Here is a 13,406-nt window from a genome sequence, read left to right on the forward strand (position 1 = left end):
CGCCGCGCCAATCAGGAGCATGCGCTGGCGGTGCTGACCGGCGTGCCGCCGGCCCAGTTCTCGCTGGCCGCGCGGCCGTTCGATACGGCGCCGGTGGCCGTGCCGCCGGGCCTGCCGTCGGAACTGCTCGAACGTCGTCCAGATATCGCGGCGGCGGAGCGGCAGATGGCAGCCGCCAATGCGCGCATCGGCATCGCCAAGGCCGCGTTCTTCCCGCGCATCTCGCTGACGGCGCTGTTGGGCTTCGAATCGGCGGATCTGTCGAACCTGTTCAAGTGGTCGTCGCGCACGTGGATGCTCGGGCCGCTGGTGGGGTCGACGATCGCGCAGACGGTGTTCGACGGCGGCCGCAACAGCTCGAACCTCGTGGGCGCGCGTGCGGCGCACGAGGAAAGCGTGGCGCGCTACCGGCAGACCGTGCTGGTGGCCTTCCGCGAGGTCGAGGACAGCCTGGCCGATGTGCGCTGGCTGAGCCAGCAGGGCGCGGCGCTGGACAGCGCACTGGCAGGCGCAAAGCGTGCGCAACGCACTTCGCGCAGCCGCTACGACGCCGGCGCGGTCGACTACCTGACCGTGATCGATGCCGATCGCACCGTGCTGCAGTCGCAGCGCGACGCGAACGCTGTGGCGGGTTTGCGTGCCGCGGCGACGGTGTCGCTGGTGCGTAGCCTCGGCGGTGGCTGGGGTCCGTTGCCGGAGTCGGTTGCCAAGAACTGATCCGGTTCGTATGCCTCTGGCAAGCGCCCTCTCCCGGGCAACGGCTTGCCTTTACCCACATCTCGGTTGGTATGTGAGCCGAATCGGACGGTGTTAACTTCGGGAGGAATGGTGGCGCTTTCGCCTGATACGGAGAGCCTGGAAGACCCGGCCGGCAACAAATTCAGCAGCTCTGAATTGGCCGATACACGTCGCACGCAAACGACTTTTGGCTTGGCGCGTAGCCTGGCGAAGAAGGCCATGCCTCGTTCCCGCAAGCCTCGAGTGGCGCGCAACTCGAGGGCGGCAATTTCCACGGATTCATGTTGCACATTGTGCTGGCGGTGACGCCTGATGGTCTGCCACTGGGCGTGTTGAGAATGAAGACGTGTGAGCGTGCGCCGCAAGACTCGAGCAAAATCAAGCAGCGGCGTGCGCTGCCCATTCGCGAGAAGGAAAGCGTGAAGTAGCTGGAGAGTCTGGAATGCCTCGATCCCCTCAAGCTGCAGTGTTCGGACACGCGCCTTGTTGCTGTCAGCGATCGCGAGGGCGACATTCATGACGTGTTCCTGGCACAGCGCCCAGTCGGGGTGGACTGGTTGGTGCGGGCCACCTGGAACCGCGGCGTGGACCACCCGGAGAAGCATCTGTGGGAGACGGATTTGAATGCCGTGAACTTCTTCACCTCTGCCGAGCTAATCAGCGCTTCACCCCTGCCCGCCCTGTCTTCGCAGCCCGCTTCACGGGCACCGGCGTGGCCGCCGCATCCTCAATCCTGTCCGTATTGTCCAGTACCCCAGCCGAGACAGTATAGGCGAGGCTGCCGCCGCGCTCTCGATATCCTCACGCTGCGCCGCACAGGCAGCCGCACCGCTGTGCCTGCGCAGGGCTTCGACCAGATTATCGAGATGCTTGACCGCGACACGTTCTTCCACGCGGCACGATCCCGAGCGGAGGTCATGGTTAGGAATCGGGCCGATGCTCAGCCACTTGACTTGATCATCCGCAACAAGATCGGCATGCGCGCCGCGGCGTAGTTGGCAAAGTGAAGCGCCCGGTTTGCGGAGATGACATTGGCGCCGTCGGGACTTCGCTTTGACATCTCGTCGGCAAACCGGCGGTGGAATGACTGTACCTGCTTCAGTTCCTCATCGGTGATGCGCTCTGCCGCAGCCGCGTTGGCGAGTCTCTCCAGTTCGATCCGGATCTTCGTGATTTTCTCGAACTGGCTGAACGCTCAACCGCGGTACCCGGGGGACGGACGGCTCAGTTGAGATGCACTGCGCCACGGTTTACTGATCCGTTTGCGATTGACCTGTCACCGATGAACGCGCGAGACGCTGACACAAACATATGTCTTTAGTACTTCCGCGACATTCAACTGCATAACAGTGGAGGGCGCTTCATGCTCACAAGATCCATCACCTCACGCCGATCATCTTCGGATGAGATCGCAACAGTCAACCATTTCCCGTCAGGGTATGCTCGGGCTTCATCGTAGAGCTTGACCAACTGCGGACTCCAGAAATATCGCCGCTCCTCAAACTTCTCTCGCTCCGCTCGCCCCAAGACCACTAGAACGGAAAACTGCCTGTATGCGGGCAGCAAGGTGCAGAACGCCTTGGTCTTCTTGTAGCGCAGTGACCAACCGCGTTTCTTCCCACCATAGAGCCAATCGGGCGCGAAAACACCGGGGTAGGATGCCTCGATCCAGCTCTGCAGCGCGGCCCAATGCTCGAACGCCTCCGTCCCAATCCAGTCGCGGACAGTGCGCTCATCGGGCGGAGCTGATTTTTCGGTGATCCTGTCGCCGATTTGGGAGGACTGATTCATGTTGCTTTCCTCTTCCTCTGTATGGGCGGAATGCTTTTGGTAGTGCAGGTGCTTTCCTTGCCGACGATCTTACATGAGCTTCTCGCCGACTATGAGCGGCACTTCTCCTCGCCATAGCCAGCTTATGCTGATGAATTGCGCGTCTGGCTGGCGCTCGAGTATCCAAAGCACAATCGAAGCCGCCGTGGGTGAGGAACGAATTGACCGGAACAAACTCCGGTCTCTCAAGAACCTCCGAACCAGTTGTAGCCCTGGTTTACCCAATAACCGCCAGGGTAGACGTTGGTAACGAACAATTCCACGATGTGCTTGGGATTCTTGTAGCCGAGCTTAGTCGGCATGCGAAGCTTCATCGGGTAGCCATACTTGGGGGGCAGGCGCTCGCCGTCATACGTGAATGTCAGCAAGGTCTGCGGATGCAGTGCTGTGGCCATGTCGATGCTCTCGAAGTAGTCGTCCGCACACCGGAACCCCACATGCTTCGCAGTGGTATCGGCGCCGATCCGCTGCAGGAAACCTGCAAACGGCGTGCCTCCCCACCGCCCGATTGCACTCCAGCCTTCGACGCAGATATGCCGCGTAATCTGCTCCGCGTTGGGCAGCGCATAGAGTTCGTCCAAGGTCCAGCTTTTTCTTTCCCGCACCAGCCCACCGACCTTGAGTCGGAAGTCGTCGCCATTCACCACCGTGACCTCATCGATCCCGTAGAACGCATTGAATGGGAACGGTCGCGTGATGTCCGCTTCGGTATAGGTCGGCGCGAGCCGGTTCGGGTCGAAGAGCCACGCTTGCACCCTGTCGTTTATGCGGGACACACGTGAGAGGAAGGTTTCCACCGAGGCATCGTCGCTCAGCCTGCAGCCCGTGAGCATGGCCAGGCCGCCAAGCGTGAGGATGCGCTTGCCGAACAGGCGCCGCGATGGCGCGTCTACCGCCCGTCGCACATCGATGACCAGCGACTCACGGTCGACCGTCATTCGTCTGGAAGATTTTGGATTCACGACTCACGCTCAAAGTCATGTCAGCGCCCGCGGATCTTTGTTAGCAGACTGCGCGGCACCAGCGCCACCATGACCACATGCACCAAAACTAAGCCGACGAGCAGGGACATGGCGCAGAGATGCACCACACGCGCAAAGTCGCAGTCGCCCATCATCTCGCGCAGCAGCGGAAACTGCACCGGCTTCCAGATAGCAATGCCGGACAGCACGAGCACGAGCAGCGTCATCATCACCAGCAGATAGGCGAACTTCTGCACGGCGTTGTAGTGGCTGAGGTCCGCATGGGACAGGCGAGCTCGCAGCGCTGCGACCAGATCGTCCAGCACGGCGCGCAGCCCCAGCGGAAGGAACTTTCGCGCGAATCTTCCCGTGCCGACGCTCATCGCCAGATAGAACAGCCCGTTAAAGAACAGCAGCCACATGGCTGCGAAATGCCACTGCAGCGCGCCGCCCAGCCATCCGCCCAGTGTGATATCGCCTGGAAAGCGGAAAGCCGTGAAGACTGGCGACGCGTTGTAGATGCGCCAGCCCGACAGCATCATCAGCAGGACAGCCAGCGCATTGAGCCAGTGCGAGACGCGCACCCAGCCCGGCTGGATCTTGCGCTGGCCAGCGCGACCATTGACAGCGCCATGCGAGAGTCCCATTTCGACCTCCGCTGGAAAACATGCAACGTAGGCGGCACGACATCGCCGCCGGTGCCTGGCCGAGTTTGCTCAGTCCAGTGTTACTTGCTCATGCCGCCGGACATGCCATCGCCTTCCTTGCTCATCTTGTCGTGCGACTTCAACTTGCCCATCTTGTCCTTCGACATGCCATCCTTCGACATGCTGTCCTTGGACATAGCATCTTTCGACATGCTTTCCTTCGACATCGAATCCTTCGACATCGAATCCTTGGCCATCGATCCACCAGTCTGGGCGAATGCGGTGGTGCCACCCATCAGGAACATTGCGGACACTACGGCGACTACGGTCTTGTTCATCTCGACTCCTCGTTGTTGTACGTTGGGCCGGGTGCGTCCCGGCTGACGACCTATCGGGCCTGTCCGCCGCGCACCAGATTCACACGGGATGTGTGCGTCTGATGAGAGGTTCGTCGCAGGGGCACATCCAGTTATAGCGGTCGGAAAATCTATTTCTCCCGGCATGAGATAGGTTCTTCCGTCTGCCTTCGCAGTATGCCGCGTCGACTGCACAAATTGAAGAACCAAGATTGGCCATTCTTGTGCGTACCAAGAATGTGCAAGCGACCGTAAGCCTGCCCGACCATGATCAAATGTCACCGGGCCAACGCGCGGCGGAGTCGGCGCTGGAGAAGATCTCAACGGTAGCGCAAAATGCAGTCAAAATCGGGCGAATGGCACCGAGGCAACTCCTGGCGGGTGCTCGACTCCTGCGGCAGCGAACGGATCTCTATGATCCCGATGAGGTGGATTGAGTGGTTGCTCCACGGGCACAGGCCAATGAGCAGGACAGCGAAAGGGTTCCGGTAAGAGTCCCCGGTGAGGTGGGCCAATGAATCGGCAACGTTCCGAAACGTGAGTACAGGGATAACAGATATTATCCTTGTGCCGTCATTTCGGTAGGAGAGTTGAATGATTTAATATGGACTGATGCGAATTTACACTTTTCTATTGCGCTCCCAGTGAAAGAAAATGTGTCAAGTCAGCAGCACTGAGCGGTCACGGAAGGGGTAGTTACAAATTTAATACGCGCTACAACTGTCCGCCAGCGCAAGCGAAGAAAGTCAGCTGTCGTGTCGAAACGTACGGCAATAAGTCGTTCTGCCCGTCCGGCAAGGCCAAGGAGAAGCAGTGCTAGTTGTGCACGCATCTAGGTCTAACGCGTCAAAATATAACGCATAAAGCACTCGCAAGGATGGCGGCCATCGCAAATCACTAGTTTCGTGTCCGCGCGCTCGCTGACGACAACTTGCTCTCGCCAAGGGCCATGCAAACGGATGAGCCATCTAGATGATATGCGGCAGGACACCTCTCGGGTAACCTGATGCCGGCATTGCAATCGATCGTCCTTGATCGCCATGCCGGAACTGCTACCAGCCCGCCCTGCACTCGGGAGCGGGCTTCTTTTTTCCCTATCGCAGGTTTTGTGGGCGTCGGATGCTTGGCCGCCAGCGAATCTTATGAATCCATGCATCGCCCACGTGTAACTGGCAGGCTTGCTGGTTCCGACACCCTACGGCCGTCGAGATGACGACGCATCGCCTCGCAGTGCTCAAGCATCGTCGCGTCAGGCGTGGCGTACTCCTCGACTTCAGCCTCGTCAATACGCAGGTAGAGCTGTCGAGAAGCGATGGCGGCCATCGTCACCAAGGCGCAGATACCCAATGCTCGAACGGTTAGCGAGAAGATTGGCATCATCGCATGGAATCGGCAGCTTTGATCTGGCAAGATATGATAGGCCGAAGACTACACGAGCCCAACGTATGCCGTTGTCACGCCGTTGCAGTATTGACACCGTTGCAAAGATCCGTAGCAGAATTCCAGGCACGGAAGCAGATCTCGTTAGATGAGCGAATGTCGAGAAAGCAGATAGAAGCTTTGCCAGCCGGACGATACTGGGCGATTCCCCACGCGCCCTTCCCGCTGGATGGCCCGAATGGGCACGACGAAGTCTTCCCTGGCGCGGAATGCATCAGCGACGGCAAATGGGTGATCTTTCTTCGCGATGGGGAAGAGGTATGGGCGTGTAACGCGACGTACGCGGCAGCCCATTTTGATTTTTCGACGCTAGGTTCCCGCGCGCGTTCGCAAGCCCCCGAATCCTCTCTGACGGTAGATGGCACAGCACAACCTACATCCCGGAAGAACTAGAAGTCAGACACAGCGTCTTGCTTTGACAAGCAATCTGAAGAACCTCGAAACCATGGGAGACCACAAGATGCCACCCACACACGTAGGCTTCCCACACCTATCGGAAGGGGAAGTCTTTCGGGCTCGGGCGGAGGCGATTCTCTGGATAAGGTCGGCCGTCGCGCGCCACGGTATTAGCGTGGAACAACTTGAGCAGGCTGGCTGTTTCGCCCCTGTGAAACCAGAGGAGAGATTTCAGACATCCACCAAATATATAGACGCTGCCGGCCATGTCTGGGATGGATCGGGAACTGTACCGGAGTGGTTACAGCGGGCAGTCGACGCCGGTCAATCGATGGAGCATTTTCGGATTGCGTAGCCCTGCTCTTCTGCTTCGTCTCCCTTCTGTCAGATTTTGATATAGGATGAATGAATTCCAAGAATCCTAAAGGAGAAAGAATGGCAACTTACAAGCAGCTCCTGGCTGAGAAAGAGGCGCTGGAAGCCAAGCTTTCGCAAATGCGAGCTGAAGAAGTGGCTGGCGTCATTGAGCGGATCCGTAGTCTGATGACCGAGTACGGTTTGACGGAGGACGATATTGCTCCAAAGCGGCGTCGCGGAAGGCCCTCGAAGAGCGGCAGCGGCGCGGCGGTCAAAGCCGCACTTCCGCCGAAATATCTGGATCCCAAGACGGGCAAGACATGGTCCGGCCGAGGCCGCGCACCGGCCTGGTTAGGCAGGAGCCCCAAACGTTTCCTAATAGCGGAAGACGCCGCCTGAGTTTTGGCCTTGGCAATGTGCACTTGTTGTCATCGGCAGTGACAAAACATCAGGAGCTGTAATTGGCAACTCACAGTAAATGCCCGTAATTGAGGATGGATGGCGGACAGACAAGCTAACTGGCTTTGAATTCAGCAGTAATGGTTTCTATAGCCTTTCGCTGATACACTCCGCCCCCATCGAAAACCAATCTACGGAACATTGATTATGGCCACCAGCAAATCGGCAGCAACCACAGCCAAGCGCGCCCCGAAACAAGCTGCAGTACCGGCTACTAAGAAGGCCAGCGTATACGATCGCGAAGTGAAGGCGGCTCAAAAGCAACTGAACAAGCTGCGCAGCGATCTCGCAAAGCAGGTTGCTGCTGGTAAGAAGGAGATTCTCAAAGCGCGCGCCGAACTCAAGAAGCTGAAGGATGAAGCCCGCGCGGCGCACGCAGCAGAAAAGGCGGCGGCCAAAGCCAAGCCCGCAACGAAGGCCAAGACCACCAAGAAGCCCGTTGTGAAGCGCGCCACTACCACCATGGCAGCGAAGCCCGTCAAGGCGACCAAGTCCGTGAAGTCGCCCGTGACCAAGAAACCTTCCGCGGCGAACAAGGCGCAAAAATCGACTTCGATTGCAAAGGTCCGCCGCTCGAAGGGTGCTGCACATGCTGTCGTAGCTATTGAAAACGCTACCGCGGTCTGCGCGTAGTATCTCGCGTCGACATGAGAGGGCTCGCAAAGAGCCCTCTTCCGAATCCCCTTCTGGATCGAAGAGTCCGTCGGCATTCGCCATGCGTGGGTGGGAGAGGATTCAGCGCAAATCAACTGGTCCAATCAGCCCACTCTGGAAAGTCGCTTGCAGGTAGTCGCGGCCGCTTTCAAGGTCGTGGTCCCGAAAGCAATGAGAGAATACGCGGGTCATGCTCAACGCGCTTCGCTTCAACGATCCGAGCCTTCGTCTCGTCCGGGTGAGCCGGATTGAAAAGATAGTTCGAAGCGTATGGCACCAGGACGCTTGGCACCTTCAAGAGCAGACTGGACCGGACTGAGAGCCATTCGGTCCCGGCATTTTTCGACCAACCCACGTTCTGCTTCCAGTCTTTGGGCAAGTCCGATATGTTTGCCACCGCGATCGAGTCATCAATCTCGACTTTCAGGAGTTGATAGTTCCTTGGGAGGTCCTCAATCCTCGATACTTCGTGGTGAACCAGCACCTCCAAGAAAGCTAACGCCGGGTGCTCGGCCAGATACACGACAGGCTGGCCAGGGAAATGCCATCGCCCCCCCGCTCGCAATCCGCCAATACCTTTGAGATCCGCATAGTTACTGATTCGCCAAAGGATCATCAGGCAAAGTACCCTTCGTCGATCTGCACCAACTGCTCCTCAACGAGATGAGCACCCTGCTCCGTTCCAGCCAATGACAGCGGCGCGACGCCGCCCAGTCGCTGCTGTTTTGCCCGCAGCCAATTCAGACCTCGCTCAATGTCGCCAAAGGTGTTCGCCGCCTGGGCCAAGATCCGAGCGAGTCGAATGGCCTTGTCCGATTCTTCCACTGTCAGGGGCTGGCCCTTCTCGCGGCGATGGCTAAGGGTCCGTCGGGGAATGATGAATGTGACCTCATCCCACGACAGTCCGGCCTCAAGCAGCCGCTCAAGAATGTCAACGGGAAGCCGGTCATTTGCCAGCGTGGCGAGATCCGCACCCGTGCGCACCTTAGTGCTCAAAAAGGCACTAAGCCTCTCAAGGTAGAGCTCGTATGGTGCTTGCGCGCCCGAAGGTCGAAAGGCGATGGTCTGCATAGCATGCTCCGGCAATTTGCCTTCATGTTAGCGGCATTTTGCCTAAAATACAACGACCCGCCCGGCCATCAGACTACGCGCCTTGCAGGGTCAAGCCCTCCTGGTGCGGGATTTTGAGAATCTGCGCCGCCGTATTCTGTAGGCCACTTTTTTGTAACAAGAGAAGGTTACAAGCTGCGAAAAGCTGTTGTCCGGCGGAATCCCCCGCGCTTCGATCAACGATATTGGACAGACCGAGGCATCGGTCGCAATTTATGTTAAATGCGGTGCGTAGGACGGAATTCAATTCCGAAAGATCGTCTACCACGGCCAGCGCGCCTCGCATTCGCTCCGCTCCACGGCAGGCCTGAAGACCAAACAATACCGGTCCCTGGTTCGACGACCAGCATTCGGCAGTATTCGATTCCTGGCCGAAAACAGTATTTCCACTGCATACGTTGCTGGCGTACTTCCTTTGGTAAGGATCGGGCCAGCCAAGCTACCGTCCCAGGCCGCTAGCGGCTTTCTCCGGCGAAAAGCTCCCAAAAATAAAGGCCTATTAGTCACGTATCAGGTTCAAACGCGCTAGGCCAAGCTCAACACAACGATTTCGTTGTGTTAGCATAAGGCATCACTCGGAAATGCTGCCTCCATGATGCCTCTCCGCGTCAGCTGATCTTGCTGCTCGTGCTGATGCAAGACTTGCCGGAAGCTGCAGATCATCCTCTTGACACCCTTCCGCTTTTTAGCGAGTCCATTCTGCGCTCTGCAATGAGGAAACTGTCCGAACTGAGCTTCGACGAAGCAACGGACGATTTCCGTGTCGCTCCCACGTTTCTTCGAAACTTGCGCGCTGGAAAGATCAATGATTTCGCGCTTGCAGAAGTTCAAGAGCTCTTCTCGCTTGACGAAGGAAAAGTCCACGACCAGGTCGAAATGCTTGAGCGATTGGGCATTGTAGAGCGCGTCGTCATCCGAGACGACCACAACGACGCAAAGTTCCGCATGCGTTTGCCGGCTTTGTATACAAGATGCTGGCATCCGTAGCACAGCGAAAGTCCAGCGAAGAGTCGGCGGAGTGGACGCCGAGTGAATTACCGTCAGAGAGTAGCGAGTGAACGGCCCCGATGGACCGCTCACTCCTCGCCCGACCTCCCCGTCCCCCCGTGACATCTGGTTTCTTATTTGGGCCCTCGGCTTTCTGGCTACACGCACCGGGCGACAAGGAGCGTCCATGGTCCCTTTTAGAAGCGCCACCGGCCGGGGTCAAGTACCTGCCCTGGGTCATGGAACACCGAGTGATCTCCCCCCAAAATTTGGCCAGGGTTGTTGAATACCGAATTGGGGCCACCCCAGATTTGGCCAGGATTGTTGATTACGGAATTGGAACCGCCTGTAAGCGAGCTAACTGCGTCAATGGCCTTTACTATGTCGTTGTTCTTGCCGGGGCCTTGGGTCACATCGCTGTACGCGTTCCTCAAACCTACAACTATGGTGTTGTTGGGTCCGAAGCAATCCTGACCAACCTTGCCATTTAGGCATTTGGTGAGCTCTCGCATTGTGAGCCTGCCGGCAGTGCAACCCGCCCATCCAATAGGATTCCCCCCCGTTTCTGCCGCACACTCCGCCGCGATCCGCCATTCTTCATTCATCGCTGGGCCAGCCGCACACAGTGCAAAGGAGGTCGGACCGGTGCTTCCAGAAGCGCACCCCACTATCCTCGCTGCTTCCTCTGGGAGCACCGCCCCGACGCTGCAAGTCGCCAACTTGGCCTTATCGCTTCCAGCCTTCGCAACGCACGCTATTGTCTGCCGGGTCTTGCCGTCGGTGACGACTCCTTCGGAACAGCTGTAGAGCACTGCGCTGACATCCAAGCCCGAAGCAACGCAGCTATAGACACGTTGCGCATCTCGCAGTTGCGGGCTATCACCGAATGCACATGTGGCAACGGCCATGCGGTCCTTTTGGGCCAAGCAGCCACTGATTTTCCCCACGTCACCACCGACCTCTGTTGCGATGCATTGGGACGCGCTATTCTGATTGCTACTCTTAGATAGACATTCGTTAAGCAACCGTGCCTTCTTCATGTCGGGAGACAGGGAATCAAGGCAGGTCTCATAGTTCTCCGGCCTAGCGTTAACACAATTTGCGACGGTCCTTTGCCCCGCCGGGAGCTGGTTAGTGATGCACCGGCGCGCCTCGCTCTCCGAACTAGCGTCGGAGACACACTTACGCACACCTTCGACTTTCGTTTCGAGTTCACTACTGGTCAGACAACTTGTCAGTTTATCCGGTGACGGCCTCCCACCAGCCAGACACCCTATAAGCCTTGTGTAGTCGTTGTTCCCGGCCTTTTGGGAGAAGCAAGCCAGCTTTTCGCCGTCCGTTGCTTTCTGAAAGCACCCGATCTGGTCCTTGTGAACCGACATCATTGCCGTCGTAACGCACTTCTCAAACGCAGCCCGAGAAGTTTTCGCAGATATGTTGCACTTATCAATCTCGGCGGTAATGGGCTGTCGCGGCAGCGCCGTAGGGTTGAAAGCGAGGACATCATCGATCTTCAACCCTCCTGAGTTCTTCAAAGTTGCATCCAGTACGGCCCTTCCATTAGGGCCATCAGGCAGCGCCGGGCAATCTGCACCAATACTGCAAGAGACTAGCGCATGCGGAGTAACCCAATATCCCGAACACTCGAAGACGCTCCTGATAGTAGTTTGCTTGCCCCCCGCGATCTGCTGCTTATAGCAGCCAACAATTTTGCGCGCCTTCTCGTCTAGTTTTGGGATAGTGTCCGGCGCATCAGAGAGTTCGCTCTGCTTTGCGCTGCTCTTCATTGGGGCCCTCAGCGCGGGCTTCAAAGCTTCCATGTTGGTGTTAATACGCAGCCATATCTGTGGTCCCTGCCCCTCCACGTTAGTCCGCCGAATATCCTCGACTTCTACCTGCGTGCCGGCGGGCAGTCGTCCAAGCCTTGATCCTTCAGAGACCTCTGGCCTTGCCCTTACATTGATGTTGTGTTGAGCGACAAGCAAATCACCGATGGCGATATTTGCGGCGTTTCTGGTGGGATTAACTTTTGAGAAGAAAGAAAGAGGAATTCCGGCGTCCTGTGCAGCGACCCAAATTTCTTCGCATTTCTCAAGGGCCTTACATTCAGCGCCTACCCTTGCCGACGCAAATATCAGGAATAGGCAGATCAACGCATGAACTGGCTTTATTATTCTCATTGTAGCTCCTCGACCGTTCCAACGACCGGATGGAATCCAGATACGCCAACTAGATGCCGTCTTTACTTGCTGACCTACGTGAATCGCGAGGACAGGATCGCGCATCTACGAAGCCCGCTGGTGTTGTACATCCTAGTTGAGCCCAAGAGGATAAATATCGACCATTCGGTTGAGTTGATACGTTTAAATCTGCAATCAACATCGTTTATATCTGCCTGGTGCTATTCACATCGTCTGTTGCAAGCGCCAGGGAAGCAGCATCACCAGTCGCCCCCTTCGCCAAGCCGGTAGTTCGGCGTTTGCGCTGAGGTCCCGGAGGAAGAGGTAAACGCCGCCATCCGCAACGCGGGCTACGCCACATCGATATGTACTCGTGGACATCGCGCTGGCCATCGCATTGACGATCATTGGCCCACCAGTCTCAACCAGGGCAGCAACATGGATCTGGATTTCGCCTAGCAGCCCGACGCCCATGCCTCGGGCAGGGTGAGCACCCGCCACCTTTCCCGGGTCTGCCGGCGTGCCACCTCCCGTGATCGGTCAACGAATGCGGAAGGCGGCCACTCGCTGCTACATAGGGCAGCATGCTGCATATCCACTGCTCTTCGCTGGCGGCCCGCAAGTCCCCGGGCGACGCGATCGCGCAGGTCATTACCGGCGTGCCATCCTACCCCTTGGCAAATCGACGGGTCCTATGCGAAAAAGCATCGCGCCAAGCAACCCGTGTTCAAGAGCCTGTATGGAACGGGCAAGCTGTCGCGAGAGCAAGATGAAGCCACGGCCATCGCTCCTTTCGCGTTTGTGTCTGCATTGGCTGGAATCAAATACGCCATAGGCCAAGCCGACAATTGAAATCTCAGAAATCGCATCTGGGCGACCACCTTTTTGGCGTTTCTCCCCACAATGCACTGCTATATCGATAATCCCAACCTTATCGATACAGTTTTGTCTCAACAGCCAACTGGCTTCCCTACCCGATTGCCTCCCGTCTGGGTCGGCAGGGACACACTCGTACAGGCGAAGTTGGAGAGGCCGACCCTCCGGCCAGTTCTGTCTAGATCCGTCTAGTGTTGCATCGACCTGTTGAATCCACGACCAGTTTCCGCCACTCATGAGGTATTTCACGGACGGCCGCATGGGCTGTTGCCTTTGGCGCCAGGGAAGCCCGCACCCGGACAAGCAGAGGACCGAGACCGGCCGAGGCCGTGTGGAAACGGTCAGTGGGCTGCCCTGGTCGCGTCCATATACGTAGGTCGCGCCTGGCGTTCCTTTCGGTGTCGATTCAGTGCC

At 57.7% G+C, this 13,406-nt stretch carries 15 protein-coding genes; 6 read left to right on the plus strand and 9 right to left on the minus strand.

The window, feature by feature from the left end:
- Both BLR29_RS31245 and BLR29_RS33130 read left to right on the plus strand, forming a co-directional pair.
- The coding region (locus BLR29_RS31245) for a TolC family protein (protein WP_176861120.1) at window positions 1-717 on the plus strand (717 nt) is incomplete at its 5' end.
- A gap of 605 nt (window positions 718-1,322) precedes the next feature.
- On the plus strand, window positions 1,323-1,733 hold the full coding sequence (locus tag BLR29_RS33130) for a hypothetical protein (RefSeq protein ID WP_255371543.1): 411 nt from the start codon (window positions 1,323-1,325) through the stop codon (window positions 1,731-1,733).
- Here the strand turns inward: BLR29_RS33130 and BLR29_RS33135 are convergent.
- From BLR29_RS33135 to BLR29_RS31275, 6 genes are all read right to left on the minus strand, one after another.
- The gene (locus tag BLR29_RS33135; RefSeq protein ID WP_369804744.1) at window positions 1,679-1,912 is read right to left on the minus strand and encodes an FCD domain-containing protein; all 234 of its coding nucleotides are present in this window, start codon (window positions 1,910-1,912) and stop codon (window positions 1,679-1,681) included. The two genes, BLR29_RS33130 and BLR29_RS33135, sit on opposite strands and share 55 nt — an antisense overlap.
- 161 nt (window positions 1,913-2,073) lie before the next feature.
- Window positions 2,074-2,529 (minus strand): DUF3788 domain-containing protein, encoded by a 456-nt coding sequence (locus tag BLR29_RS31255; RefSeq protein ID WP_092143845.1) that lies wholly within the window; start codon window positions 2,527-2,529, stop codon window positions 2,074-2,076.
- A gap of 224 nt (window positions 2,530-2,753) precedes the next feature.
- Window positions 2,754-3,506, minus strand: a complete 753-nt coding sequence (locus BLR29_RS31260; protein WP_092143848.1) for a molybdopterin-dependent oxidoreductase — start codon at window positions 3,504-3,506, stop codon at window positions 2,754-2,756.
- Window positions 3,507-3,550: 44 nt separating this feature from the next.
- A complete protein-coding gene (locus BLR29_RS31265; protein ID WP_092143851.1) occupies window positions 3,551-4,177 on the minus strand; it encodes a cytochrome b/b6 domain-containing protein in 627 nt (208 codons plus the stop codon).
- Between the two features lie 80 nt (window positions 4,178-4,257).
- Window positions 4,258-4,515 (minus strand): pentapeptide MXKDX repeat protein, encoded by a 258-nt coding sequence (locus tag BLR29_RS31270; RefSeq protein WP_092143854.1) that lies wholly within the window; start codon window positions 4,513-4,515, stop codon window positions 4,258-4,260.
- 1,158 nt (window positions 4,516-5,673) lie between these two features.
- Window positions 5,674-5,913 carry a hypothetical protein gene (locus BLR29_RS31275; protein ID WP_092143857.1) on the minus strand — a complete coding sequence of 80 codons (240 nt, stop codon included), beginning with the start codon at window positions 5,911-5,913 and terminating at the stop codon, window positions 5,674-5,676.
- Between the two features lie 520 nt (window positions 5,914-6,433).
- On the opposite strand from BLR29_RS31275, the gene BLR29_RS31285 reads away from it, so the two are divergent.
- The 3 genes from BLR29_RS31285 (at window position 6,434) to BLR29_RS31295 (ending at window position 7,818) form a co-directional block, all read left to right on the plus strand.
- Window positions 6,434-6,724, plus strand: a complete 291-nt coding sequence (locus BLR29_RS31285; protein WP_092143878.1) for an H-NS family nucleoid-associated regulatory protein — start codon at window positions 6,434-6,436, stop codon at window positions 6,722-6,724.
- An 80-nt stretch (window positions 6,725-6,804) separates the two neighbouring features.
- Window positions 6,805-7,125 carry an H-NS histone family protein gene (locus BLR29_RS31290; protein ID WP_092143860.1) on the plus strand — a complete coding sequence of 107 codons (321 nt, stop codon included), beginning with the start codon at window positions 6,805-6,807 and terminating at the stop codon, window positions 7,123-7,125.
- A 207-nt stretch (window positions 7,126-7,332) separates the two neighbouring features.
- Window positions 7,333-7,818 (plus strand): hypothetical protein, encoded by a 486-nt coding sequence (locus BLR29_RS31295; protein WP_092143863.1) that lies wholly within the window; start codon window positions 7,333-7,335, stop codon window positions 7,816-7,818.
- Between the two features lie 169 nt (window positions 7,819-7,987).
- Here the strand turns inward: BLR29_RS31295 and BLR29_RS31300 are convergent, their stop codons facing one another.
- Both BLR29_RS31300 and BLR29_RS31305 read right to left on the minus strand, forming a co-directional pair.
- Window positions 7,988-8,458 (minus strand): RES family NAD+ phosphorylase, encoded by a 471-nt coding sequence (locus BLR29_RS31300; protein WP_092143866.1) that lies wholly within the window; start codon window positions 8,456-8,458, stop codon window positions 7,988-7,990.
- Window positions 8,455-8,910: an antitoxin Xre/MbcA/ParS toxin-binding domain-containing protein gene (locus tag BLR29_RS31305; RefSeq protein WP_092143869.1), complete on the minus strand. Its 456-nt coding sequence runs from the start codon at window positions 8,908-8,910 to the stop codon at window positions 8,455-8,457. Before BLR29_RS31305 ends, BLR29_RS31300 begins: the two co-directional genes overlap by 4 nt.
- A 657-nt stretch (window positions 8,911-9,567) precedes the next feature.
- Here BLR29_RS31305 and BLR29_RS32275 point away from each other — a divergent pair.
- A complete protein-coding gene (locus tag BLR29_RS32275; protein WP_143018576.1) occupies window positions 9,568-9,936 on the plus strand; it encodes a hypothetical protein in 369 nt (122 codons plus the stop codon).
- Between the two features lie 197 nt (window positions 9,937-10,133).
- On the opposite strand, the gene BLR29_RS32280 is transcribed toward BLR29_RS32275, so the two are convergent.
- The gene (locus BLR29_RS32280; RefSeq protein WP_143018577.1) at window positions 10,134-12,116 is read right to left on the minus strand and encodes a hypothetical protein; all 1,983 of its coding nucleotides are present in this window, start codon (window positions 12,114-12,116) and stop codon (window positions 10,134-10,136) included.
- Window positions 12,117-13,406 lie beyond the last annotated feature (1,290 nt).

Origin of the sequence: Cupriavidus sp. YR651, from assembly GCF_900101625.1 — a bacterium.
In the GTDB taxonomy this organism is placed as follows: Bacteria; Pseudomonadota; Gammaproteobacteria; order Burkholderiales; family Burkholderiaceae; genus Cupriavidus.